The organism is Mycolicibacterium hodleri, assembly GCF_025822245.1.
GTDB classification, from domain to species: domain Bacteria; phylum Actinomycetota; class Actinomycetes; order Mycobacteriales; family Mycobacteriaceae; genus Mycobacterium; species Mycobacterium hodleri.
On sequence record NZ_JACKTL010000026.1, the window covers coordinates 117980 to 142555 of the forward strand.

At 67.6% G+C, this 24576-nt stretch carries 23 protein-coding genes; 21 read left to right on the forward strand and 2 right to left on the reverse strand.

The annotated features are described in order from the left end of the window. Positions 1-40: 40 nt before the first annotated feature. The 10 genes from H7J06_RS08785 to H7J06_RS08830 all read left to right on the forward strand — a co-directional run bounded on the left by H7J06_RS08785 (position 41) and on the right by H7J06_RS08830 (position 11102). Positions 41-727: an acyltransferase gene (locus H7J06_RS08785; protein WP_264038363.1), complete on the forward strand. Its 687-nt coding sequence runs from the start codon at positions 41-43 to the stop codon at positions 725-727. A 246-nt stretch (positions 728-973) separates the two neighbouring features. Then, positions 974-2101: a glycosyltransferase gene (locus H7J06_RS08790; RefSeq protein WP_308205736.1), complete on the forward strand. Its 1128-nt coding sequence runs from the start codon at positions 974-976 to the stop codon at positions 2099-2101. A gap of 87 nt (positions 2102-2188) precedes the next feature. Then, complete coding sequence (locus H7J06_RS08795; protein ID WP_264038365.1) at positions 2189-2866, forward strand: acyltransferase; 678 nt, start codon at positions 2189-2191, stop codon at positions 2864-2866. Between the two features lie 114 nt (positions 2867-2980). Next, positions 2981-4084 carry a lipopolysaccharide biosynthesis protein gene (locus H7J06_RS08800; RefSeq protein ID WP_264038366.1) on the forward strand — a complete coding sequence of 368 codons (1104 nt, stop codon included), beginning with the start codon at positions 2981-2983 and terminating at the stop codon, positions 4082-4084. Further along, positions 4081-5220 carry a glycosyltransferase gene (locus H7J06_RS08805; RefSeq protein WP_264038368.1) on the forward strand — a complete coding sequence of 380 codons (1140 nt, stop codon included), beginning with the start codon at positions 4081-4083 and terminating at the stop codon, positions 5218-5220. Before H7J06_RS08800 ends, H7J06_RS08805 begins: the two co-directional genes overlap by 4 nt. A 336-nt stretch (positions 5221-5556) precedes the next feature. Next, positions 5557-6825 carry a lipase family protein gene (locus tag H7J06_RS08810; RefSeq protein WP_264038369.1) on the forward strand — a complete coding sequence of 423 codons (1269 nt, stop codon included), beginning with the start codon at positions 5557-5559 and terminating at the stop codon, positions 6823-6825. 1 nt (position 6826) lies between these two features. After that, positions 6827-8065, forward strand: a complete 1239-nt coding sequence (locus tag H7J06_RS08815; protein ID WP_264038370.1) for a lipase family protein — start codon at positions 6827-6829, stop codon at positions 8063-8065. Then, entirely contained in the window at positions 8052-8936 is an 885-nt protein-coding gene (locus tag H7J06_RS08820) for a sialate O-acetylesterase (RefSeq protein WP_264038371.1), read from the forward strand. Before H7J06_RS08815 ends, H7J06_RS08820 begins: the two co-directional genes overlap by 14 nt. Further along, positions 8923-9498 carry a YdcF family protein gene (locus H7J06_RS08825; RefSeq protein ID WP_264038372.1) on the forward strand — a complete coding sequence of 192 codons (576 nt, stop codon included), beginning with the start codon at positions 8923-8925 and terminating at the stop codon, positions 9496-9498. The genes H7J06_RS08820 and H7J06_RS08825 overlap by 14 nt, the downstream gene beginning before the upstream one ends. A gap of 155 nt (positions 9499-9653) precedes the next feature. Continuing rightward, positions 9654-11102 (forward strand): sugar transferase, encoded by a 1449-nt coding sequence (locus H7J06_RS08830; RefSeq protein ID WP_264038373.1) that lies wholly within the window; start codon positions 9654-9656, stop codon positions 11100-11102. A 139-nt stretch (positions 11103-11241) separates the two neighbouring features. Here H7J06_RS08830 and H7J06_RS08835 read toward each other — a convergent pair whose 3' ends face one another. After that, entirely contained in the window at positions 11242-12669 is a 1428-nt protein-coding gene (locus H7J06_RS08835; RefSeq protein ID WP_264038374.1) for an O-antigen ligase family protein, read from the reverse strand. A gap of 118 nt (positions 12670-12787) precedes the next feature. On the opposite strand from H7J06_RS08835, the gene H7J06_RS08840 reads away from it, so the two are divergent. The 7 genes from H7J06_RS08840 (at position 12788) to H7J06_RS08870 (ending at position 20044) form a co-directional block, all read left to right on the forward strand. Continuing rightward, positions 12788-14269, forward strand: coding sequence for a tyrosine-protein kinase domain-containing protein (locus tag H7J06_RS08840; protein ID WP_264038375.1), 1482 nt, complete (start codon positions 12788-12790; stop codon positions 14267-14269). Between the two features lie 2 nt (positions 14270-14271). Continuing rightward, positions 14272-15528 carry a lipase family protein gene (locus H7J06_RS08845; RefSeq protein ID WP_264038376.1) on the forward strand — a complete coding sequence of 419 codons (1257 nt, stop codon included), beginning with the start codon at positions 14272-14274 and terminating at the stop codon, positions 15526-15528. Continuing rightward, entirely contained in the window at positions 15525-16187 is a 663-nt protein-coding gene (locus tag H7J06_RS08850; RefSeq protein WP_264038377.1) for a YveK family protein, read from the forward strand. Before H7J06_RS08845 ends, H7J06_RS08850 begins: the two co-directional genes overlap by 4 nt. A 62-nt stretch (positions 16188-16249) precedes the next feature. Further along, entirely contained in the window at positions 16250-17413 is a 1164-nt protein-coding gene (locus H7J06_RS08855; RefSeq protein ID WP_443678419.1) for a lipase family protein, read from the forward strand. Positions 17414-17479: 66 nt separating this feature from the next. Beyond that, entirely contained in the window at positions 17480-18703 is a 1224-nt protein-coding gene (locus tag H7J06_RS08860; RefSeq protein ID WP_264038380.1) for a lipase family protein, read from the forward strand. Further along, positions 18693-19508, forward strand: coding sequence for a biotin--[acetyl-CoA-carboxylase] ligase (locus H7J06_RS08865; RefSeq protein WP_264038381.1), 816 nt, complete (start codon positions 18693-18695; stop codon positions 19506-19508). Before H7J06_RS08860 ends, H7J06_RS08865 begins: the two co-directional genes overlap by 11 nt. A 17-nt stretch (positions 19509-19525) precedes the next feature. Further along, positions 19526-20044 (forward strand): PH domain-containing protein, encoded by a 519-nt coding sequence (locus H7J06_RS08870; RefSeq protein WP_264038382.1) that lies wholly within the window; start codon positions 19526-19528, stop codon positions 20042-20044. Here H7J06_RS08870 and H7J06_RS08875 read toward each other — a convergent pair. Beyond that, the gene (locus H7J06_RS08875) at positions 19999-20664 is read right to left on the reverse strand and encodes a GtrA family protein (protein ID WP_264038383.1); all 666 of its coding nucleotides are present in this window, start codon (positions 20662-20664) and stop codon (positions 19999-20001) included. The two genes, H7J06_RS08870 and H7J06_RS08875, sit on opposite strands and share 46 nt — an antisense overlap. A 95-nt stretch (positions 20665-20759) precedes the next feature. Here H7J06_RS08875 and H7J06_RS08880 point away from each other — a divergent pair, with 95 nt between their 5' ends. From H7J06_RS08880 to H7J06_RS08895, 4 genes are read left to right on the forward strand one after another with little or no spacing between them, the layout of a single operon-like run. Then, on the forward strand, positions 20760-21971 hold the full coding sequence (locus tag H7J06_RS08880) for a 5-(carboxyamino)imidazole ribonucleotide synthase (RefSeq protein ID WP_308205738.1): 1212 nt from the start codon (positions 20760-20762) through the stop codon (positions 21969-21971). Continuing rightward, positions 21961-22473 carry a 5-(carboxyamino)imidazole ribonucleotide mutase gene (gene purE, locus H7J06_RS08885; protein ID WP_275079156.1) on the forward strand — a complete coding sequence of 171 codons (513 nt, stop codon included), beginning with the start codon at positions 21961-21963 and terminating at the stop codon, positions 22471-22473. The genes H7J06_RS08880 and purE overlap by 11 nt, the downstream gene beginning before the upstream one ends. 11 nt (positions 22474-22484) lie before the next feature. After that, on the forward strand, positions 22485-23318 hold the full coding sequence (locus H7J06_RS08890; protein WP_264038385.1) for a class I SAM-dependent methyltransferase: 834 nt from the start codon (positions 22485-22487) through the stop codon (positions 23316-23318). A gap of 54 nt (positions 23319-23372) precedes the next feature. Continuing rightward, positions 23373-24536, forward strand: coding sequence for an acyl-CoA dehydrogenase (locus H7J06_RS08895; RefSeq protein WP_149480924.1), 1164 nt, complete (start codon positions 23373-23375; stop codon positions 24534-24536). Positions 24537-24576: the final 40 nt, after the last annotated feature.

The following is a 24576-nucleotide window of genomic DNA, read 5'->3' on the forward strand; positions in this document are numbered from 1 at the left end:
CGGACGCTACGGTGTCAGCAAACAGAGACGGGAGCAATCAGTGTTCGTCGAACCCCAGCAATCCGATCCCGAGGTCATCGCCAAGAAGCACGCCGTCAATCCGAAGGTTCGATCGCCAGGTCGGATGGAGTGGATCACCGACGACGACGGGCGCATCGTCAACTTCCGGATCGCCGGCGAAACGGTGTGGTCAAGGGCTCGCGACCTCTATGCGGCCTGGTTCTTCAACAACGTCGTGACCTACATCCCGCTCCACTTCGTCCGGCAGGCCTATCTGCGCCTGTTCGGTGCGACGATCGGGAAGGACACCGCCATCAACCGGGGGACCCACGTCTGGTCCATCCCCTACATCGTCATCGGGGACCGGGTGTCCATCGGCTTCAGATGCTTGCTGGACGCCAGGGCGGGGATTGCCATCGGCGACGACGTGATCATCGCCAGCGACACCCACATCATCGCGGGCGGCCATGATTTCAACCATCCCGACTTTCCGCCCGCGCCAAATCCGCCCGATCCGATAGTCATCGACGACCACGTGTGGATCGCGAGTCGCGCGATGATCCTGCCGTGCCTCATCGGCCGTGGTGCGGTGATCGCAGCGCATGCGGTCGTGTCCAAGGAAGTGCCCCCGCTCGGCATCGCCGGCGGTGTCCCCGCCAAGGTCATCGGCAAACGAAATCCGGACGCTCTGCAGTACAGCGGAAAGTTCAAAGTGCCGCTGTTCTGATACCTAAAGTGACAGCAGAAGACATGTTTCGAACATTTTGCTGACGATCAGGTCTCGAGTTGCGGACGTTTTTCTGGCAACCGGTGAAAACGCGACAGCCGGTGTACAGTTGTCGGCGGCGTACCCCACCTGCGGAGGTGCGCATACCTCCTGTCCCGCCCAGCACGCATGTTCAAGTGCCAAACATCGTGAGGATTACTGACGGTGCCCCGAGAACTCTTAGCGCACGCGTCGACTCGCCCTCGAGTGGCCATCGCGCATGACTACCTCACCCAGCTCGGGGGGGCTGAGAAGACCGTGTTGGCCATGAGCAGGGCGTTTCCGGACGCTCCGATCTACACCATGCTCTACGACCCCGACGCGACGTTTCCCGAGTTCAGGGATCTCGACGTTCGGGTTGCGCCCGTCAACCGGGTGGCGGCGATCCGCAAGCATCACCGCGCCGCGCTTCCGCTCTTCCCATTCGTCGCCAGTGGTGTCCACATCGACGCCGACGTCGTCCTTGCCAGCAGCAGCGGCTGGGCGCACGGATTCCACACCACCGGCCGCAAACTCGTCTACTGCCATTCGCCCGCTCGCTGGCTGTACCAAGGCGACAGCTACCTGGGGGACCACGGCAACTTGGTGGCGAAGCTGGGCCTTCGCGCCATGTCTAGCTACCTCACCAAATGGGATCGGCGCGCCGCCGAGTCCAGCGACCGGTACCTCGCCAACTCTGCGGTGATCCGCGAGCGCATCCACGCTGCCTACGGAGTCGAGGCCGAGGTCGTCTTCCCGCCGGTCACGATGGCCCAGGCGGACACCGTGCAAGCGATCCCCGGAGTCGTCGACTGGCTGGGCGTCGACGCGGCCAACGTCGGTTCCGTCGACGGCGCCTTTTACCTGGTCGTCTCGCGGCTACTGCCCTACAAGAACGTCGACGCGATCGTCAGCGCGTTCGCCGGCTCGACCCGACGACTGGTCGTCGTGGGCCGCGGCCCACAGGCCGATCGTCTGCGCGCCATGAAGACGCCCAACGTCACGATGGTCTCCGACATCTCCGACGGCGAGTTGGCGTGGCTCTACCGGAACTGCCGCGCCATCCTGGCGGCCAGTTACGAGGACTACGGCCTCACTCCGCTCGAAGCGGGGATCTGGGGCCGGCCGGCGATTGCGCTGCGATACGGCGGATTCCTCGACACCATCAACGAGGGTGTCAGCGGCATGTACTTCGACGAACCGACCCCCGGCGACATCGCCGAGGCCGTCGACCGGTTCGAGATGACCAAGTTCGACTCGGACAAGATTCGCGACCACGTCAAGCAGTTCAGTGAGACGTCGTTCTCGGAGAAGCTTCACGGCGCCGTCAACGGCCTCGTCGCGCTGTCCCGGTGACCGCTGTCACCGCTGTACCCTGACACCCCAAGTTGCCGAGGCGGCGTCACAGCGCCGCCGTCCAAACCCATGGCAGGAGCCACACCGGTGAGCACCGAACCCGCAAAGGCGGACCCGGAAGACGTAGCCAGGAAGGTCGGCGCCGCACCCGGATTGAAGTTGCCACCCCCACCGTCGTACGAACTACAACCCGACGGAAGGGTCGCGAACTACCGGATGCAGAGCATGGGCTTGCAGCGCAAGCTCCGCAACCGCGTCGGCCAGGTGCTCTACAACCTGGTGATCACCCACATCCCCTTCCACTTCATCCGCCAGGGATTCCTGCGACTCTTCGGCGCCACCATCGGTGGAAACTCGTGCATCATGCTCGGCACGACGATCCTCGACATCGAGTTCCTCACCGTGGGCGACAACACGTCGATTGGCTCGCGCTGCCTGCTCGACGCCCGTGCCGGTCTCTCCATCGGCGACAACGTCACCATTGCCAGCGACGTTCAGATCATCGGCGGCGGGCATGACGTCAACCATCCAGACTTCCTCCCGGTGCCGATCCCCACCGTGGTGGACGACTACGCGTGGATCGCCAGTCGCGCCATGGTGCTGCCGTCGTTGATCGGACGCGGTGGGGTCGTCGCCGCCCAGGCGGTGGTGACCAAGGACGTCGCCGAATGCGAAATCGTCGGCGGAGTCCCGGCCAAGGTAATCGGCAAGCGCGATCCGGAGGCGCTGAAGTACACGGGTGGCTACCGGCCCCTGTTCTGCTGATGACGACGCTCGAGACGAAGGGCTCGTGACCTGACGCTCCCCGAATCAGCGCCTGAATCAGCCCCGGACGGCGCGTCGCGCAACCTCTTCAAGACGCTCGTTGGCGTCTTCTTCATGTACGGCAGCCGAGGACTCGGCCTGCTTCTGACCCTCGCGATCATCGCCCGCCTCGGAATCTCCGACTACGGTCTGTATGCCCTGGCGTTCTCATTCGCAACGATTCTCGGTCCGCCACTGGACAATCCGTGGGCCGTCCGCGCCATCCGGGAGTCCGACGACGACTTCAACCGGGATCGCTCCAGTCGTTACCTGGTGGGCGTCGCGCTCGTGGTCGCCGGACTCGTTCTTCTGCCGTTCGACAGGCTGTACCTCCTGTGGTTCGGCCTCGTGATGGCCGGCGGCGAACTCGTCTTCAACAGCCTGAAGAGTCGCTCCGTGCGGGACGGACATCCCGACCTCGTCTGGCGCTACGACGCCATTAGGCAAACCACCAGTGTCGTGCTGGTGTGTGCCTATCTCTTCGCGGTGGACGATCCCACACTGAAGGTGACCAGCCTCCTCTACTGTGCGCCCTACGCCGTCATCCTCATCGTGGCCGGCGCGATCGTGCGGGGCCACCGACCGGGGCTGCCGGGATCGCCACGACAAATGGCCTACCTCAGTGCCGAGATGGGTTTGGGCACAGCCGCTTACCTGCAGGGCGACGTCCTGCTGCTGGGCTTCCTGACCAACAGCACGGTCGTCGGTTACTACAACATCACGCTGATGCTGGCCACCGCGCTGGCCGGCATCGGGCAGTCGTTCGCGATGACCTATCACGAACCGCTACGCAAGAGCGGTGGCGACCTGAGGACCGGTCCGAAGCTGCGGCTGACGCTGACCATCGCGTCCGCCGTCGGCGCCATCGTTCTCGTCACCGGCGTGGTCATGCTGTTCACGCCTGCCCCCGCGCCCATGGCCGAGGCCATGGTGATCATGGCTGGATTCTGTTTTCTGCGGACCGTCATCTGTGTCTTCCAGGTCATCCTGTACGCCCAACGGCGGGACCGGTTTCGGCTTGCGTCGTCGATCGCCCTGCTGCCGGTGAAGTTCGCGCTGCTGACCGTGCTGGTGAAGCTGGGCCTCGGCGCGGTGGCTGCGGCGCTCGCCACGACCGCGTCGGACGCGATCCTGTTGGCGATCTTCGCGACGGCGCTGTACCGAAAGGGGCGACGATGACCTCCGTCGTCTTCCTGCTCTCCAAGGACCCCGTCGTCGAACACGGTGGCGACGTGGCCTTGTCGCGCCTGTTCGTCGAGCTGGCCGCGGAGAACTTCCAGGTCTCCGTCATCTGCCTGGCGGCCGAGAGTGGTTCTGTCACGGCCGACTTCGTGCCCGGCGGCGTGCAGGTGACGCGGGTGCGCAAACCTGCCGTCCGGCCGCTGAACCTGCTTGCCGCGGCGGCCAAGTCGCGCCGCAGCCTCGTCCACGTTCGGTTCGACGGCGACGAACTGGTCGCGGCGATCGAACGTGCCGACGCCGACGTCTACGTCGCCGAGCACAGCTACATGGCCGAGTCGTTCCTGCGCAGCTCGTTGTTCGGCACACGCAGCCTGGTGGTCGACACCCATGTCAGCGAGGCCCTCGTCTGGGGCGCCAGCCGTGGGCTGCTGGGACGGGTGCAGGCCAAGCAGCTGGTCCGGGACGAGCTTCGGGTCGCCATGGCCGCCGACGCCGTGGGCACCTTCGACGCCGAAGAGGCAGAGCAATACCGCCGCAACGGCGTGCGCGCAGCCCGCTGGTTCGAGCTGACGTTGCCCCCGGCCGAACCGGTCGACGTCTCGGCGACGCCTCCTCGGCTGGTGCTGATGGGGACCAGGGATTGGCCACCGAACCAGGAGGCCTTCCTGCATGCCCTGAAACTGTGGCCACGCATCTCGGCGGGCGTGCCGGACGCCGAGCTGTGCGTCATCGGCGCAAAGAAGCCGAATGCGCCGGAGCCGGCCCACCCTCCCGGAGTGCGAGACCTCGGCTTCGTCGACGACCTGCATGCGTTCCTCGCCACGTGCCGGGCGATGGTGGCGCCGATCAAGACTGGGGGAGGGGTCCGGGTCAAGATCCTCGACGCGGCTCGCATCGGACTGCCGGTGGTGGGGACGAAAGCCGCGGTGGGGTCGCTGGGGGAGGTCTTCGGCCTGGACGTCTACGACGACGACGACGCCTTCGTCGGTGAGTGTCGGCGCATGCTCACCGATCCAGCGGCCGCCGTCTCTGCCGGCCGGGCCGTCTACCGGGCGAACGAGGAGCATTGGCGAAGCGGGAGGGTGCGTGACGCCGTCGACGCATTGATCCTCGGCGGCCAGCGATCGTCCTGACGGTCGCGGTGAATTCGTTCGGGAGGGTTCAGGCCGGTCGCCGTCGGCGTCGTGGCGCCGACCGGCCCTCGCCGCGGCGGCCCGAATGCGGGTGGGCTCGTCTCGGTTCCGAAACGGCTGCGGCACGTGCCATCCGGCCAGTCGAGATGGTTGGCTAGGATGAGTCGTCGTGCGCCGACACGTCACCGTCGACCGGCGCGGTTCGGGATTTGCGGAATGCGGATGAGCTGTACCAGGGCGCGTTGCCAGCAATCCGCCGGCAACGTTGATCGACGGGGGTGGATTGGAGAACGCCACGGTGGACGTCGACCGACAGACGAAGACCGGCGTGGACGGATGAGTCGGCGCCGCGCCGCCATCGCCGCGATGATCGCGGTGGCCATCACGTCGACCGCGTGCGACAGACCGTCCACCCAGTCGGCCGCGCCGCCGCCAGACGCCGGAATCTCGCTGCCCGCCGATCTCAGCGGTTCGGGACCGGGCACCGTCGTCGCCGCCAACAGCATGCCAACGCTAGACCGACGGCTGACCGGCACCACGTCGGTTGCCGCGAAGGTCACGTACGTGTCCACCTCCGGGGTGACAAACCAGCCCACCCGGGTAACCGGAACGGTCTTCGCGCCGAAGGGCAAGCCGCCAGAAGGCGGGTGGCCGATCATCGCGTACGGCCACCCCACTACCGGTGTCGTCTCGGGATGCGCCCCGTCGTCGTCGACGACGCTGTCGAATCTGTCCTCCACGGTTCTTCAGCTGGTCGAGGCCGGCTACGTCGTCGCGATGTCGGATTACCAAGGCCTGGGCGACGACTCGACCTATCATCCGTACCTCGACGCCACCACGGCTGGCTACAACCTCGTCGACTCGGTGCGCGCTGCGCGCAAGGTGGTCGCCGACACGTCGAACCGGTGGGCGGCGTTTGGCCTGTCGCAAGGAGCGCAGGCGGCATGGGCGGCCAACGAACTCAATGCGGCGTACGGAGCCGGACTCGATCTGGTCGGCACCGCGAGTGTGTCTCCGCCGCTCAACGTTTCGAGTTTCGTAGACGACGCCGCGAATCGGGCGCTGTCGAAGGAGCAGGAGCCGGCGTACCAGGCACTGCTGGCCTCGCTGAAGAACGAGGATCCGACGCTGAACCTTGACGACTATCGCCGTGGCGTCGTCGCGGAGAAGTGGGACGTGTTGTTGCAGTGCGACTTCCGCGACATCGACGAGCGAACCAGGGCTGTCGGCGAGATTACCTCTGACGACCTCGTACCGTCGTCTCCCGCGGCCGCGGACGCGCTGCGGGACCTCCTGCGGGCGGACGACCTGCCCCGTCGACCCCTGACGGCTCCGGCGTTCGTCGTCTACGGAGGGCAGGACGTCCTCATCCCGCCCAGCTGGACCGACGCGGCGCTGCAAAACGCATGCGACATGGGTGACGTCGTCCGCGTCGACATGCAACCCGACCGCGGGCACTCCGACGTCGACGTCAGCCCGGTGCTGCCGTGGATCGCCGACCGGTTCGCGGGCGATCCCGCGCCGAACAGCTGCGGATCCTTCATCACGTCGCCTCCGCGAACCGGGCCGGACGAGACGTCCGCTCAGGTGCGGGACGGCGGCTGACATGAGGCACCGAGCGCGGACCGCGGCGGTCGCCGTGGTAGCGCTGATCGCCCTGGTGGTCGTCGCCCTCACCCTGCCCGTCGGCTTCCGTCTCGCGACCAAGGTGGTCGACGCGCTTCGCGGCGACGTGCCTGCGGCGCAACCGGTTCCGATCGAAACCGCCGACCTGGGCGGCACCGGCCCTGGCACCGTCGTCAGCGCGACGACCATGCCCGCCCTGCAAGGGGAGCTCACCGGACACCAGCTCCAGGCGGCGCGCGTGGTGTACCGCTCGACCAACGGGGACACCGGTGCTCAGACGGTCGTCTCCGGATCGGTGTTCACACCCGTCGGTGACCCGCCGCAGGGCGGATGGCCGATCCTCTCCTTCGGTCACGGCACCACTGGCATCGACGAGGACTGCGCTCCGTCGGTCTCCGGTTCGCTGCTGGGGCTCTCGGATCTGGTCGTCGGGTTGGTCGAGACGGGTCACGCGGTCGCGCTGGCCGACTATGAGGGGCTGGGCGAGAAGGGCGTCCACCCCTACACCGACGCCAAGACCGCCGGGCTCAACATGATCGACGCCGTCCGGGCGCTGCGGCACACCTTTGCCAACACCTCCACGCGCTGGCTCGCGTTGGGCGGATCGCAGGGCGGGGGAGCGGCGTGGGCCGCCGACGAACAGGCGTCGACCTATGCCCCCGAGCTGGATCTCGTTGGGGCCGTGGCAGAGTCGCCCGCCGCCGACGTGACCCGCGTGGTCGACGGCGCGGAGGCGCGAACCCTGACTGCCGACCAGCGGCCGGCCTTCCTGGCCATCGTGGAATCCCTGGCCCGCCTGCATCCTCAGGTGAACCGCGACGACTTCCGGCGCGGCGCGGCGGCGCGCTACTGGGACGTGACGGTGTCCTGCGCGGGCGCCACCGCCCAAGCCAGGAACGACGCGCTGGCGCAGGTGACCGCCGACGACATCCGGCCGGCCTCACCCGCCGCCGCGAACCAACTGCGGACGATGTTGTCGGCGTGGGCACTTCCGGAACGACGCCTGTCGGCCCCCCTCTCCGTGGTCTACGGGGGCGCGGACACGCTCGTCGACGCGCAGTGGACCACCGACGCCATCGCGCGGGCATGTGCTCTCGGCGGGAACGTGGAGTGGGACCTGCAGCCCTCCAAGGGGCACGGTGACGTCGACGTGTCCCGTCAAATCGCTTGGATCGCCGATCGATTCGCAGGAAGGCCCGCAGCCAATGAGTGCCACTAGGAACCCTGACGGCGACGTCGCCACGTGGCGTCGCCTCCTGTACGAGGCCAAGTCGGTGGTCAAGCGCAAGCTGGCGTCACCGGGGACGCCGGTAGACCCGCCGGCGTCGCCCTATCTGGTGGTACCGATTCTGGGCCAGTCGAACGCGTTCGGGATGGGTATCGGGCTCGACCCCGGCGGGCTGGACCGCGCCCACCCCCGGGTTCACCAATACGCCATGAGCGGGCCGTCGAGGGGCACCGTCGTGCTCGCCGAAGAACCGCTGATGCACGAGATCCCTGGATACGGCGTCGGATTCGGCATGACCTTCGCCAAGTCGCTCGCCGAGGAGACCGGTCGGCACGTCCTCCTGGTCCCCGGCGCCCGCGGGGACACGTCGTTCGCGCCGAAGAACGGATACACGTGGGATCCGGCCGACACCCGCACCAGGGTCAACCTCTACGTCAACGGCGTGCGCGCGATCGACGCGGTGCTCCGGCTGCACCCGGGAAGTACGGTTGCCGCGGTGTTGTGGCACCAGGGTGAAAGTGACGTGCCCCTGATGTCCGGTCCGACGTATCGGGACAAACTCGATTCGGTGATAGACGATTTACGCGCGCGCCATGGAAACGATCTTCCGTTCATCCTCGGTCAAATGGTGCCCGAGGAGATGGAACTGAGTCGCAAGGACTATTCGGTGATCGACGCCGTACACGCCGACACACCGCAACGCAAGCACCGCACCGCCTTCGTGACGGGCACGCGGGGATGCGTCAACGGTGAACACGACAGGCACTACAACGCCGACGGACAGCGTGCGATGGGACGGGGCATGTGGGCCGCCTATCGCCAGATGTGCCCCGACGATCTGGCGGAGTATGCCCGCGAGTAGACGACTCCTGGCGGCGCTCGAGGCCTTCGTGCTCGTGGTGACGATCATCCTGGTCGACATGGGCATCAGCGGACACTTCGTGTTCGCCAACGCCAGGGTGGACCAACTCGAGCGGGCCGACGCGATCATCGTCCTTGGCGGCGAGCACGACGGTCGCGAGGACTATGGACTGCAGTTGGCCCGGGAGGGCTGGGCCCCGACCGTGGTGTTGTCCAATCCCTACTGGGACGGGGACCCCGTGATGCGTCGGGTGTGTCGGGAACCGGACGACGTCGAGGTGATTTGCTTCAAGCCCGATCCGGGGACCACTCGCGGTGAAGCCCAGGAGATGAGACGCCTGGCCGACCAGCGATCGTGGAGCAAGATCATCGTCGTCAGCTGGCGCTATCACCTGCCCCGAGCGCGGCTGGTGTTTCAGCAATGTTTCTCAGACCATGCCGACGCCGCCGTCATGGTCGACGTCCCCCGCCGCTATCGCTATTCGCTGCTCGGGTGGGAGTTCGTCTTCGCTTATCAGTGGGGTGGTCTCGCCAAAGCGGCAATACAAGGCGCATGTAGGTGAGCTGCGCATATGCTGTACGCGTGGCGTTGGCTGGCTAACGATGACATAGTAGGCGCGAGGCGGGGGCCTTGTTAACGCGCTTAACTGCCAGCAAACAGAAGGGGTGGGGAACGTTGTCTTTGACCGAAGAAACCGTGGCGCTCACTGGAGCACCCGTGACGGCTTCGCGCCGGAACGGTGGCCCCCGCTGGCAGCGGCGGTACGTCAAGGTCCTGGTCGTCTCAGACATCCTCGTCGTCGCTCTTGCGCTGGTAGGGGCCCAAACCGTCAGGCTCGGCCGACCCATCACGGCCACTGATCCGGCGTCGATCTACTTCTCCATTCTGTCGGTGCTCATCGCCGGTATCTGGCTGAGCTTGCTCGCCGCCTACCGCACCCGCTCGCCCCGCATCGTGGGGGCCGGCGTCGAGGAGTATCGGCGGGTCGTCTCGGCCACCCTGGCAACGATTGGCGTCGTAGCCGTCGCCCTCATGATCTTCCGGCCGGAGTTCGCCCGCGGGTACCTCGCGGTGGCCTTTCCGCTCGGCCTCGCCGGTCTCGTGGTCGGCCGGAACGTGTGCCGCCTGTTCCTGTCCCGGCAGCGCAAGCGTGGCCGCTGCGTCGTGACCGTGTTGGCCGTCGGCGACGCCAGGGCCGTTCGCAGCCTCGTGCAGTCCCTCAACCGCGGCTGGGGATACGGATACTCCGTCGTCGGCGTGTGCCTCACCGGGCGGAGCTCGGGCGGCACCATCGAGATCCCCGGGGTCGGCGCACTGCCCGTCTTCGGCGACGAGAACAACGTCCACGACGCGATCCTCAAGACCAACAGCGACACGGTCGCGCTCACCACCACCGACCACCTCGGCCCCGAAGGCGTTCGGGAGCTGTCCTGGGACCTTCACAAGTTGGGCGTCGACCTGGTGGTCACCCCCGGCGTCGTCGACGTCGCGGGCCCCCGGTTGACGATGCGACCCGTTGCAGGCCTGCCCCTGATCCACGTGGAGAAGCCGCAGTACAGCGGCACCAAGAAGATCCAGAAGCTCGCATTCGACTACTTCATGGCGATCTTCGCGCTCGTCGCGGCGCTACCGGTGATGATCGCCGCGGCCATCGCGATCAAGCTGACCAGCAAGGGTCCCGTCTTCTACAAGTCCGAACGCATCGGCTTGGACGGCGAGCCGTTCCAGATGATCAAGTTCCGTACGATGGTCGACGGAGCAGATCAGCAGGTCGTCAACCTGATGGACGTCAACGAGAGCGTCGGCGGCGTGCTCTTCAAGATGAAGGAAGACCCGCGGATCACCCAGGTCGGCAGCCTCCTGCGCAAGTACAGCATCGACGAGCTGCCCCAGTTCTTCAACGTGCTGCGCCGCGACATGAGCGTCGTCGGGCCCCGGCCGCCGCTGCGCCGCGAGGTCGACACCTACAACGACCAGGTCCGTCGCCGGTTGCTCGTCCTGCCGGGCATCACCGGCCTGTGGCAGGTCAGCGGCCGCTCCGACCTGTCGTGGGAGGACTCGGTTCGCCTGGACCTGTCCTACGTCGAGAACTGGTCGATCACCAACGACGTGCTGATCGCGGTCAAGACCGTCCGCACGATTGCCACCGGCTCCGGCGCGTACTGAGCTCTCAACCGCCGTCGGGATAGCCGCCAGCAAACCAAGGTCGACCACCTTCAGGGCCCGTTCGTCGTTGCGAACCGGTCCATCGACGCGTGCCACGAGCGAATCTCCGACGGCCGGCCGTGCCGCAACCGCCCCGTCGCTATCGGGGGAGTAACTCTGACGTGGAGGGAGCGGCAAGTCCGTCATGCTCGGTAACCGCCGCATTCTTTCGGGCGTCGTCGGCGTACAGGACGAATGCCAACAAAATGGACCACAAAAGCACGTTTTGCGGAACGTCGGAGACGTTGTGGTCCAAATTAAACTGTACGACGGTCAAGCCAATCGCGATGCCGCCGTACGTGGCCAGCGGCAGTGAATTGGAACGGAGCGCCCGGTAGGACATCGCAATACTGATCACCATCACGGCGACAAAGGCGATGAAGGGTAGAAACCCGCCGCGGTAAAGCGTGATCAACGGAGCGTTGGACGGGAGGTTGAAGACATATGAATACGCGGGGTCCAAGAATTCCGGGCGACCCCAGCCCCAGCCAAATTGCCAATGATGCGCCATTTGGCCGGGAAACACCTTCAGGGCGTCCGCGCGCGCGATCGAACCGACGTCGCGGCCGGCGAATGCCGACGTCAGGCGGTCACGCACGGCGGGCGTGAGCAGTGCGCCCGCGGCGACCACCAGTCCCAGGCCAATCGTCGCCCCACGATCACGCGCCCGCATCGCGCCGAACAGCAGGACGAGGATGACACCGGCGACGATGCTGAAGATGGAGGCGCGGCTCAGGGTCAGGAGCAGCGAGGTGGTCAAGATGAGGACCAGGACGGTGCGTCGCCAGCCCGCGAAGAGCAGCACGCTCAGGCCGACGGCCAGCGCCAGGTTGAGGGCGGCGCCGTTGGCGTTGACCCACGTGCCGCCGAGTCGGATGGTGCCGGTCACCCCGTCGCCCCCTTGAGCGAAGATCGGCCCGATCGCCTCCGGCAGATACCCGAACGGCTGAAAGATGCGCAGCGCGGTGTTGTTCTGGTCGAAGGCCACCATGTACATGCCGAAGACGCCGTTCGCCGCCGCGACGACGGCGAATATCTGACCGAAGCGCTTGAGGTTCTCCCGCGGCAGTTGAATGAGGGCGAACAACATCATCGAGGGAATCAGCCAACGAATGTACAGCGAATAGTCGGCGAACCCATGGGCGTTGACGACCATGGTCACGCCGCTGGTGATGATCAATGCGATCCATGCGAATTCGAGCGGATGCTTGGACCGGGCCAGTCGAGGGTGGAAATAGGATGCGACGACGGCGCCGAATGCCAACGGCAAGTAGATGGGGAGACTGACACCCGGAATGCGCCCGAATTGCAGACCGGCCATAATCGCCGCCAGCGCATAGTAGAGCCAGAGTGGATGACGAACACCGACATAGGCCGCGACCAATAATGCGAGTGCGCCGATGACGCCGATGAACGCGAGCTTTCCGAACGAAATTGCCACCCACACCGCCGCCAGGGTCACCGCAACGATCACGACGGACCCCAAGATGTTGCGAATCGTTTCCCTGTTGGGGTTCACGATGACCATGGTCGCAGGTCGACCAGCTAAGCTCAACACGCGGGTGCGGCCGCGTCCCACGGCTCTGCGGGGACCGCGGCGACTAACCTCTTGACACGTTGCACGGCAATCACCGAGGAGTCCGACGTTGGAGATCAAGGAATACCTGCGAATCTTGAGCAGGTACTGGTGGGTGATCGTGGTCCTCGCCGTGATCGGTGGCGCCATCGGCTGGGCCACGTGGCAGTTCGGCACCCGCGAATACCAGTCCACCTCGACCTTGTTCGTGGCGACCCAGAACGGCACCACGGTCACCGAGGCCTATCAGAACAACCTGTTCTCCACCGACCGGGCCAACTCCTACGCGAGCCTGGCAACCAGTGAGCAGGTGGCAGCCAGGGCGGCCGATCAACTGAAGGGGTCCATCACCCCGGACGAGCTCCGCGGCAAGATCACCGCGGTCGCCGCCCCCAAGACCGTACTGTTCACCGTCAGCGTGACCGATTCCGATCCCGCGATGGCGCAGACGTACGCCAACGCCGTCACCGATCAGCTGGTCGGCCTCATCGGCGAACTCGAGACCTCACGTCGAGGCGGCACACCCGCCGCTGGTGCCGTGGTCGTGGACGAGGCGAACTATCCGATCAAGCCGGTCGGCTTGGGCATGCCCATCCGGGTCGCCGTCGGCGCCGCGGGCGGGGTGCTTCTCGGCATCCTCGCGGCGATCCTGGTCGGGGTTCTCGACCGGCGCGTCCGCGGGCGCGAACCGGTGGCCGACAGCACCGACGCCGCGGTGATCGGCGGCCTGCCCGCCGACCCGTCACGGTCGAAGGTCGGGGTGGTCGACCTCGACAGGGACGGTCTCTACGCCGAGCGGCTGCGCGAATTGCGCACCAATCTGCGGTTCGCCAGGCTGTCCGACGACCCCGAGCCGCCCAAGGTGATAGCCGTCACCAGTCCGTCGTCGGGGGAGGGGCGCACCACCTTGGCGATCGACCTCGCCGCCGCGCTCGCCGAGGCCGGCCGCTCGGTCATCCTCGTCGACGGCGACTTCCGGGGTTCCGCGCTCGCCGAACGACTTCCGCTCGACGCCTCGATGAAGGAATCCGCCGCGGCACGCGGCCTCAGCACCACGATCGCCGGAGAGTCCAACATCGTCGAGGCCATCATCCCCGACGTACCGCTGGGTCACCACCGCGTGGCGTTGCTCCCCACCGGGCCGATCCCGGCCCGGCCCGGTGAGCTCTGGGCGAACGACCGGGCGACGGAGCTGCTCGACGAACTGGGCGACACCTACGACTACGTCGTCGTCGACACGCCCCCGCTGGGGCAGTACAACGACGGGGCGCTCGTCGCGGCCCTGTCCGACGGCGCCTTGCTGCTCGCCAGGATTCGCCGCACGACCAGTGCGAAGTTGCGACGCGGCGTCCAGACGTTGCATGCGGCGAACGCCATCCTGATCGGGACCGTCGCGACGTTCGAACCCGGGCATCGCCGGCAGCTGAACGCGCCGAAGTCCGCCACGTCGAACGCGGCGCCGCCGAAGTCGGCCGACGACGAGGACGACGCACCCACCGAGGGGCTCGTCGAATCGTCTCAGCAGTCAGCCTCCAGGCACGGGTCAGACTGACCGTGCGGTCGCGACTCCTGGCCGCGGTGGTCGTGTCGGCGGCCGTTCTCGCGGGCTGCGCGCCGTCGCCATCGGGACCGTCGGTCGCACGCGACCTTCCGCCGCGGGCCGACCTGTCGCCGGACTTCGCGGGCGCGCCGGTTCTGCCGCCGCCGGATCTGACCGACACCGGCCCCGGTTCGCTCGTCGACTCCAAGCCGGTGACCGGCATGGTGGCCTTCGAGGACGCCAGCGCCAGCGCCGTCAAGGTGACCTACCGCTCGACGGCGCACGATGGCACGCCGAGTCAGGCCACCGGCGTCGTCGTCGTGCCTGCGGGGAAGCCGCCCAAGGACGGGTGGCCGATCGTCGCGCTCGGCCATGCCATGACCGGCACCCAGCCGAAGTGCGGTCCCACCCTGGCCGACAACTACTACGGCTATACCTCACCCATCGTGACGCTTCTGAGTCGCGGGTTCGTCGTCGTCTTCCCCGACTACCAGGGCCTCGGGCTCGACGGCCAGGCTCCGCACTCCGTCGTCGACGCGACGACGTTGGGCAACACCATGATCGACGCCGCCCGAGCGGCTCATCGGGTGCTGCCGACGAGCAGTACCCAGTGGGCGGCCTACGGGCTTGGCGAGGGCGGACTAGCCGCCTGGGCGGCAGCCGAACGGGCCGGCGTCTACGGCGGCGGAATGACGTTGGTCGGCGCCGTCGCCATGTCGCCGTTCGCCGACATGTCACCGTTGGTGGACACCGCCGAGCGCGGCGACCTGACCGGGCTCGCCGACCTCCGGACCTACATCTGGACACTGCAGAGTCTGGCCAACCTGGATCCCAGCCTCGACCTGGATCTCTATCGGTCTGGGCTGGCCCGCGAACAATGGGACGTGCTGGCCGACTGCGTTCCGCCCGACCCGGACGCGGCCCGACGAATCTACGAGGAGCTCAAGCCGAACGACCTGCGACCACGCGACCAAGCAGCGGCAGACGATCTGCGCCAACGCCTTTCGGCCGCGGGTGTGCCCGTCCGGTATCCCACGCCGGGGGCGGCGCCGGTCCTGGTGGCCTTTGGCAGCTTGGACACCAACGCCCCGCCGGCGGGCATCCGGCTCGCCGTCGACGCCGCGTGCGCCAAGGGCGACCAGATCGAGGTGCTCGAGCGGGTGGGGGCCAGCGAGGCCTCCAACGACCAGGTGGTCGAGAGCGCCCTCGGGTGGCTGTACGCCCGATTCGCCGGCCAGCGGCTAGGCAACGTCTGCGTGGGCGTCTCGTGATTCCCCCCGCGGACGCGCCACGGCTCGGGGACTACGCCCGGATCGTCGGCCGTGGGTGGCTGGTGATCGTGTGCGCCACCGTGCTGTCCATTGGGATGGGCTGGCTCGCCTGGCAGACCACCACGCCGGTGTACGACTCGAGTTCGAGGGTCGTCGTCAAGGCGATCGGCGACGCCACTCCGCTCGACGCCTTCTATGGGCAGGCCACCGCGGAGTCCCGCGTGCTCACCTACCAGTACCTCGCGCGCAGTGCGCGGGTGACGGGGCCCACCGTCGACCAGTTGCGACTCCCTCAGACCATCGACGAGCTGGCCGGTCGCATCAGCATCACCCCGTCGTTGACACCAGTTCTCGACATCGTGGTCAAGGGCACCGACCCCGACGAGACGCGGGAGGTCGCCAACGCGGTCACCGCCAACCTGATCGCCGTGTCGAGCGAGCTGGCCAAGGTCGACGGCGGCGGCACGGAATTGGTGTTGGTCGACGAGGCGGGGACCCCGAAGCGGGAGGGCTCGCTCGTGCGCAACCTCGTCGAAGCCGGCGTCGTCGGCCTGTTGATCTCGGTGGTCCTCGTGCTGGCCTGGGGTCTGGTGCAGGACCAACTCCTGGGACGCCGCCAGCTGGGGCGCGTCGTGCACGGCGGCGGACGACCTGAATGACCGACGTCCGCGGCCGCACGACGTCGACGTGGCTGGTCGCCCTGCTGGTCCTGGTCGTCGCGATGTCGTCGGCCTGCGGTGCCACGGGCGACACCGGCGCGCTCGCCGACCAGCCGACTCCCATCCCGAACGCCGACGTCTCCGGATCTGGACCGGGGTCGCTGATCAGCGCGTCGTCGATGCCCGTGTTCAGTCGCTCGCCGGGGGGCCGCTCGGTCGACGCGGCCCGGGTCGTCTACCGCTCGACCAACGGTGACACCGGCCAGCAGACCGTGGTCTCGGGGTCGGTGTTCGTCCCGAAGGGCGACGCGCCCACTGGCGGCTGGCCCGTGATCTCCTTCGGCCACGGCACCACCGGTCTCGACGAGCCTTGTGGGCCTTCGCTTTCCGACAATCTCCTGGGGTTCTCCACGATCGTCGACGCCTACGTGAGCAAGGGATACGCGGTCGCCTTGGCCGATTACCAAGGCCTTGGTTCGCCTGGCGTGCACCCCTACACCGACTCGAAGACCGCCGGCCTCAACATGATCGACGCCGTCCGCGCGTTGCGGCACACGTTCGACCACGTGTCGACTCGTTGGGCCGCCGTCGGCGGGTCGCAAGGCGGGGGTGCGGCATGGGCCGCCGACGAGCAGGCCGCAACGTACGCCCCGGAATTGGACCTCGTCGGCGCCGTCGCCTACGTGCCCGCGGCCGACGTCACCGGACTGGTCGACAAGGCCGTCGCCGGCACGATGACCAACGATCAGTCCCTGGCGTTCGAGGCGATCGTCGAGTCGTTGGCACGTTTGCACCCCGACGTCGACCGAGACGACTACCGACGAGGCGCGGCCGTCACGTACTGGGACGTGCTGTCGGCATGTTCTGGGCCCAAGGCGGCGAGTCGGGCAACTGCCGCCGCCGCGGTCGGGTCCCGCGACTTCACTCCCGCCACGCCGGCGGCGGCGGAGCACCTGCGGGCGTTGCTGCGCGCGTGGGCGCTACCCCAGCAACGGCTCGCGGCGCCGCTGTCCGTCACCTACGGTGGCCGCGACGAATTCATCGACGCGCAGTGGACCACCGACGCGATCGCTCGGGCATGTGCGCTCGGCGGCAACGTCGTGTGGGAATTGCAACCGGACAAGGGGCACGGCGACGTCGACGTGGCGTCTCGATTCGATTGGATCGCAGACAGATTCGCGGGTAAGCCAGCGGTCAACCAGTGTCCTCCGAGCGGTGGCGGCTAGGGTGGCTCGACATGACTGCGACCACGCGGACGTCCGCGTCGAGCCCGAAGGGATAGCGTGACCGGCGTGCTGAAGCGAGTGGTCCTGCCGGTGGTGATCGTGGTGCTCGTCTTCGGAACGGCGTACGCGGCCTACCCCTTTGCCCCGGTCGTCGCGGCGTGGGCGTACGACCAGCTTGCGCCGTCGGCTGGGCCGCCCGAGAAGGTGCCGACGGCGCAACTGAACGGATCCGGGCCGGGCGCGGTGCTCCAGGCGTCGACCTTGCCGTTGGTGATGCGCAAGTGGGAGGGCCGCGGCGTGCAGGCCGCACGGGTCGTCTACCGGTCGACCTCGGGAGACGACATGTCACCGACGATCGTGTCGGGTTCGGTCTTCGTGCCGAAGGGGAACGCCCCCGACGGGGGGTGGCCGGTGGTGTCGCTCGGGCACGCAACCCTCGGCATCGACGTTCCCTGTGCACCGTCACTCGATTCCAGCCTGCTCGGATTCCTCGGCTACGTCGGCGTTTTCACCGGCATGGGATATGCGGTGGCGCTCGCCGACTTCCAGGGTCTCGGCGCCAAGGGCATTCATCCCTACTCCGATTCCCGCACGGCTGGGCTGAACATGATCGACGCCGTGCGCGCGCTGCGACACACCTTCCCCAACGTGTCCGACAGGTGGGTGGCCTTCGGGGACTCGCAAGGCGCCGGTGCGTCCTGGGCGGCCGACGAACAGGCCAAGGACTACGCGCCGGAACTGAAGCTGCTCGGAGCGCTGGCCGCGTCACCCCCGGCCGACATGACGGGAATCGTCCAGAAGGCTCAGGACGGCACCCTCACCAAGGAACAGCGCGGCGTCATTCAGGCAATCATCGAGTCGCTGGCACGCTTGCATCCCGACCTGGACCGTGACGACTTCCGCTCCGCCGGGGCAAAGACCTATTGGAAGGTGCTCACCGACTGCACCCCGGCCAACGCCTACGCTCGGGGCCAGGCCGCCGAAGGCATCGGGCCCCGCGACTTCACGCCGAAGACACCGGCGGCCGCCGATCGGCTGCGGGGGCTGCTGAAGGACTGGGCGCTGCCGCAGAAGCCCCTGTCGGAACCGCTGTACGTCTACTACGGCGGCAAGGATCCGTTCATCGACGCCGCGTGGACGACGGCGGCGATCAAGCGGGCCTGCGCCCTCGGTGGGACCGTCACCATCGCCTATGACCCCCAGGGTGGGCACAATCCGAGCGACGCCCTGGATGCGATCCAGTGGATGACCGAACGGTTCGAGGGAAAGCCCGCCAAGAATGACTGCTGACGTCCGCCGCCCCCCGCTCGACGCGGCCGCCCTGCGTGCCGCCGCCGTCGGTCCGACCGGCTGGCGCTCGCTCGACGTCGTCGCCGAAACCGGTTCGACCAACGCCGATCTGGTCGCGAGGGTCGCCGCCGGCCAGGACATCGCCTGGAACGTGCTCGTCGCGGAGGACCAGATCGCGGGACGCGGTCGCAACGGCCGCATCTGGTCGGCGGTGCCTCGGGCGCAGATCAGCATGTCGGTCGGCGTGCCCACGCAGGGACTGCCCGCCGCCGCGTGGGGCTGGGTGCCGCTGATCACCGGCCTGGCCGTCGTGGATGCCGTGGCCGAGGTCACCGGGATCGACGTGGGCCTGAAGTGGCCCAACGACGTGCTCGCGGTGCGCGACGGTCGCAAGCTCGCCGGCATCCTCGCCGAGGTGGCGTCCCCGGCTGCGGCCATCGTCGTCGGAGTGGGAGTCAACGTTTCCCTGGGCGCCGACGAGCTCCCCGAGCCCAGGGCCACCTCGTTGCGGGTGCTCGGTGCCGACGAACCCGATCGCGGCGCGCTGGTGCTCGCCCTGTTGCGGCAGCTGCGGCGCCGGTTCGACGCCCTGACCGCGGCAGGCGGGGCGGATGCCGGCCTCCTCGCCGACTACGTCGCCAACAGCCTGACCATCTCCTCGCGGGTGCGGGCGACGCTGCCCGGTGACCGGGAGGTGGTCGGGGACGCCGTGTCGATTGACGACCAGGGTCGGCTCCGCATCGACACCGGAGGCGACGTCACCGTGGTCTCCGCGGGCGACATCGTGCATCTTCGACCCGTCTAGCTGGGTAGAGTCGCGCCGTGGGATATCCCGACAACGTGCTGGCCGGTGACGAACGCATCGTCCTACACCGTCATCCGCACTGGAAGCGGCTGATCGGTCCGGTGTTCGTGCTCCTGCTGGCGACTGCGGTGGCGGGTTTCGGTCTGGGCGTGGTGAACCACATGACCTGGGATCAGACGGCGAAGAACATCGTGATGATCGTGATCGGCGTGATCTGGCTGATCCTGGTCGGGTGGCTGGTGGCGTGGCCGTTGTTCAACTGGCGCTCGACGCACTTCGTCATCACCGACCGCCGGGTGATGTTCCGGCACGGGGTCATGACGCGCTCGGGCATCGACATCCCGCTGGCGCGGATCAACAGCGTCGAATTCCGGCACGGCCTCGCCGACCGCGTGCTGCGCACCGGAACCCTGATCATCGAGTCGGCGTCGCAAGATCCCCTGGAATTCCACGACATTCCGCGCGTGGAACAGGTTCACTCACTGCTGTATCACGAAGTCTTCGACACCCTCGGTTCGGAGGAATCGCCGAGCTGATCGTCCCGGCGTGCGCGTCGGTCGCGAAGCGGGGTGACCGCACCCCCGTCGTGAGCCTTCTCGGCTTCGTCCTCGAGGGCTTCGGCGATGCCGCCCGCGGTGATGGCCGCCTCGACGGCCTTGTCCGGGTTGCGGCCGAACTCGTCGGGGAAGACCCAGCGGCGGAACGCCCAGAACCGGAACGCCATCTGCAGCAGGTTGCCGATGACGTAGGCGGAGACGAAGTCGGCGACGTTCTCCATGGTGAGGCTCACCATGGGCACGCGAAGCTCAAGGACGTAGCTCGACACCCACAGCGGCGCCATGCTCAGCAGCACGCCGACGGCGCTGACGCCGAAGAACAGCAGGGCCTCGTGGTGCCGTTCGCGGCCACCGCGGTCGCGAAAGCTCCACTCCCGGTTCAGGATGTACGACGCGATCACCGCCACGACGCCGGAGATGATCTTCGCGGTGACGGGCTTCGGCTCGAGGATCGTCAGCTTGAGCGTGAAGAAGATCGCGGAGTCGATGATGAACGTGGTGCCGCCCACGATCGCGAACTTGATGAGCTCGTGATGCTGCTCGGCAAAGGGCCGAATCGCGCGCGGTAGGCGCGCAATGGTGGCATCGGTGAAGGACACGATGGGCCATTCTACGGAAACCGGACATGCTACGTGTAGTCGCGCAGGTCGCGACGGGTGCGGCCGGCGGTTTGGGCCGTGACAACATAGGGGACGTGAGTGCACCTCCCGTCGTAGCCATGATCGGTGGCGGACAGCTGGCCAGGATGACCCACCAAGCCGCGATCGCCCTCGGCCAGACGCTGCGAGTGCTGGCCGCGTCACCCGGTGATCCCGCGGCCCTGGTGGCCCCCGACGTGGTCATCGGTTCGCACACCGACGCCGAGGCGCTGGCCCGTGTCGCCGAGGGCGTCTCGGCCCTGACGTTCGACCACGAACACGTCCCCACCGAGCTGCTGCAGGCCCTCGTCGACGCCGGCGTGAACGTCGCGCCGCCGCCGCAGGCGCTGATCCACGCGCAGGACAAGCTGGTGATGCGTCGCCGCCTCGAGGCGCTCGGGGCACCCATTCCTCGATACGCCGAAGCCACCGAACTCTCCGACGTCGACGCCTTCGCGGCGCGCGTCGGTGGGCCGATCGTCGTCAAGACCGCGCGGGGCGGGTACGACGGCCGCGGCGTGACCCTGGCCAAGGACCTCGCCGAGGCGCGCGCGGTGACCGAGCGCTACCTGGGCGACGGCGTCGAGGTTCTGCTCGAGGAGCGGGTCGACATGCGCCGCGAGCTGTCCGCGCTGGTCGCGCGGTCGCCCTTCGGTCAGGGTGCGGCGTGGCCCGTCGTGCAGTCGGTGCAGCGCGACGGCATCTGCGTCGAGGTGATCGCCCCGGCGCCCGACCTCGACCGCGAGGTGGGTGCCGCGGCCGAGCAGTTGGGTCTGCGGCTGGCGGGTGAGCTGGGAGTGGTCGGCGTGCTTGCGGTGGAGTTGTTCGAGACCGCCGACGGCACGCTTCTGGTCAACGAGCTGGCGATGCGACCGCACAACACCGGGCACTGGACCATGAACGGCGCCGTCACCAGCCAGTTCGAACAGCATCTGCGGGCCGTCCTGGACTATCCGCTCGGGGCCACCGGACCGATCGCCCCGGTCACGGTGATGGCCAACGTGCTCGGAGCGCCCGATGCGCCCGCGATGACCATGGACGAGCGCCTGCACCACCTGTTCGCGCGACTGCCCGAGGCCCGCGTGCACCTGTACGGAAAGTCGGAGCGCCCGGGACGCAAGCTAGGCCACGTGAACGTGCTCGGCGCCGCCGGCGGTTCGGTCGACGACGCGGCGTACGTCGCGGAGGTCAGGGAGCGCGCGGTGCGCGCCGCGCATTGGTTGTCACACGGCGAATGGACGGACGGATGGGATGAGCATGGCACCTGAGAGTGGACCGCGCGTCGGCGTCATCATGGGCAGCGACAGCGACTGGACCGTGATGGAGGACGCCGTCACCGCGCTGGTGGAGTTCGAGGTGCCCTTCGAGGTCGGCGTCGTGTCGGCGCATCGCACGCCCGGCCGGATGCTCGACTACGCCCGCGGCGCCGCCGGCCGGGGGATCGAGGTCGTCATCGCCGGCGCCGGCGGTGCCGCCCACCTCCCTGGCATGGTCGCCGCGGCCACTCCGCTTCCGGTGATCGGCGTCCCGGTGCCGCTGGCGCGGCTCGACGGCTTGGACTCGCTGTTGTCGATAGTGCAAATGCCCGCCGGAGTCCCCGTCGCGACCGTGTCGATCGGTGGCGCCCGCAACGCCGGTCTGTTGGCGGTGCGCATCCTCGGCGCCTCCGACCCAGGTTTGCGCGGGCGGATGGAAGCCTTCCAGGCGAGCCTGGAAGAGATGGTGCTGCAGAAGGATGCAGCGCTGCGGGATCGGCTCCTGGGAACGTAGGATCAGCGTCGATGAAGCGCACATTCGAGCGGTACAGCAACGTCGGCTATCGGTTCGTCAGCGGCTTTCTCGAGCCGGGCAACCTGCCGGTCCTGAAGGTTCTCGACGACGCGCAGCGGGCGCGCAACGTCGCCGGCGCCGTCGCCGAGATCGGGGTGCACCACGGCAGGCTCTTCATCCCGTTGCACCTGCTGCAGCGGGGGACGGGCAAGTCGGTGGCGATCGACCTGTTCGGCGACCAGGAGCTCAACGTCGACAAGTCCGGCAACGGCAACCTCGACAAGTTCACCGACAACGTGGCGCTCTGGTCGACGACCGACGGCGTGGTGCTGCACCAGGGTGACTCGACCAAGCTCGAGCCGACCGTGCTGACGGAGAAGGCCGGCGGCCCGATCCGCTTCTTCAGCGTCGACGGCGGACACACCGCCGAAATCGTCTACAGCGACATGCGTTTGGCCGAGGAGACCCTCGCCGAGGGTGGCATCGTGATCGCCGACGACATCTTCAACCAGCAGTGGCCGGGCGTCGCGGTCGGCACGCTGAGATACCTCGACGACGGCGCCAAGCTGGCCCCGTTCGCCATTGGCTTCAACAAGGTGTACTTCACCCAGCCCGAGTTCTGCGACGTCTACCGCGCCACGCTCGAGGCGGCCTTCGCCGGCAGCCTGCGCATTCAGTCGGACTCGACGGTGTTCGCCGCCCACCCCGTGCTGTACCTGGCGCCGGTGACTGCCGTCGATCTGCTGCGTCGCAGCGAGACGGCACGCTCGGTCTACCACGCCTCGTACAAGCAGTTGGTGCGTGGCATGCAGCTCGTCTCGGGCAAGAGCACACCGGGCCGATAGCGGCTTCCGCGGGCGCCGCGGGTAAAGTTACCGGCGAGTAGCGAGGAGTCGTACATGTCCATCGGTAACCCGTCCTTCGACGTCTTTCAGCTGTCCGACGAGCACGTCGAGATGCGCAAGGTCCTCCGTGACCTGTGCGACAAGGAGATCGCACCGTACGCGGCCGACGTCGACGAGAAGGCCCGTTACACCGACGAGGCGCTCAAGGCGCTGAACTCGTCGGGCTTCTCGGCGATCCACATCCCCGAGGAGTACGGCGGCCAGGGTGGTGACTCCGTCGCGGCGTGCATCGTCATCGAAGAGGTCGCCCGGGTGTGTGCCTCGTCCTCGCTGATCCCGATCTGCAACAAGCTCGGCACCATGGGCATGTTGCTCCGGGGTTCGGAGGAACTGAAGAAGCAGGTGCTGCCGTCGATCGGGTCGGGCGAGGCGACTGCGTCCTACGCACTGTCCGAGCGCGAGGCGGGCAGCGACGCGGCGGCGATGCGTACGCGCGCCAAGGCCGACGGCGACGACTGGGTGCTCAACGGGTCGAAGTGTTGGATCTCCAACGGCGGCAAGTCGACCTGGTACACGGTGATGGCCGTGACCGATCCCGACAAGGGCGCCAACGGGATTTCGGCGTTCGTCGTGCACGCCGACGACCCCGGCTTCACCGTCGGCGCCAAGGAACGCAAGATGGGCATCAAGGGGTCTCCGACCACGGACCTGTACTTCGAGGACTGCCGCATCCCCGGTGACCGCATCATCGGCGAGCCGGGAACCGGTTTCAAGACCGCACTGGCCACGTTGGACCACACCCGTCCGACGATCGGCGCGCAGGCGGTCGGCATCGCCCAGGGCGCGCTCGAGGCGTCCATCGCCTACACCAAGGAACGCAAGCAGTTCGGCAAGTCCATCAGCGACTTCCAGAACACCCAGTTCATGCTTGCCGACATGGCGATGAAGATCGAGGCCGCCCGGCTGATGGTGTACACCGCAGCAGCCCGCGCCGAGCGCGGAGAACCGAACCTCGGCTTCATCTCCTCGGCCGCCAAGTGCTACGCCTCCGACGTGGCGATGGAGGTCACCACCAACGCCGTCCAGCTGTTTGGTGGGTACGGCTACACCGTCGACTTCCCCGTCGAGCGGTACATGCGCGACGCCAAGATCACCCAGATCTACGAGGGCACCAACCAGATTCAGCGCGTGGTGATGTCACGCGCCCTGCTGCGCTGAGGAGTTCGGAGCCGGTAGCCCGGCGTCACGTTCTAGTAGT

What these genes read in the sequence shown, in the direction of transcription:
- H7J06_RS08800 (WP_264038366.1), top strand. Translation starts at nt 2,981, where the DNA reads ATGTACGGCAGCCGAGGACTCGGCCTGCTTCTGACCCTCGCGATCATC.
- H7J06_RS08805 (WP_264038368.1), top strand. Translation starts at nt 4,081, where the DNA reads ATGACCTCCGTCGTCTTCCTGCTCTCCAAGGACCCCGTCGTCGAACAC.
- H7J06_RS08810 (WP_264038369.1), top strand. Translation starts at nt 5,557, where the DNA reads ATGAGTCGGCGCCGCGCCGCCATCGCCGCGATGATCGCGGTGGCCATC.
- H7J06_RS08815 (WP_264038370.1), top strand. Translation starts at nt 6,827, where the DNA reads ATGAGGCACCGAGCGCGGACCGCGGCGGTCGCCGTGGTAGCGCTGATC.
- H7J06_RS08820 (WP_264038371.1), top strand. Translation starts at nt 8,052, where the DNA reads ATGAGTGCCACTAGGAACCCTGACGGCGACGTCGCCACGTGGCGTCGC.
- H7J06_RS08825 (WP_264038372.1), top strand. Translation starts at nt 8,923, where the DNA reads ATGCCCGCGAGTAGACGACTCCTGGCGGCGCTCGAGGCCTTCGTGCTC.
- H7J06_RS08835 (WP_264038374.1), bottom strand. Translation starts at nt 12,669, where the DNA reads ATGGTCATCGTGAACCCCAACAGGGAAACGATTCGCAACATCTTGGGG.
- H7J06_RS08855 (WP_443678419.1), top strand. Translation starts at nt 16,250, where the DNA reads ATGTCGTCGGCCTGCGGTGCCACGGGCGACACCGGCGCGCTCGCCGAC.
- H7J06_RS08865 (WP_264038381.1), top strand. Translation starts at nt 18,693, where the DNA reads ATGACTGCTGACGTCCGCCGCCCCCCGCTCGACGCGGCCGCCCTGCGT.
- purE (WP_275079156.1), top strand. Translation starts at nt 21,961, where the DNA reads ATGGCACCTGAGAGTGGACCGCGCGTCGGCGTCATCATGGGCAGCGAC.
- H7J06_RS08890 (WP_264038385.1), top strand. Translation starts at nt 22,485, where the DNA reads ATGAAGCGCACATTCGAGCGGTACAGCAACGTCGGCTATCGGTTCGTC.
- H7J06_RS08895 (WP_149480924.1), top strand. Translation starts at nt 23,373, where the DNA reads ATGTCCATCGGTAACCCGTCCTTCGACGTCTTTCAGCTGTCCGACGAG.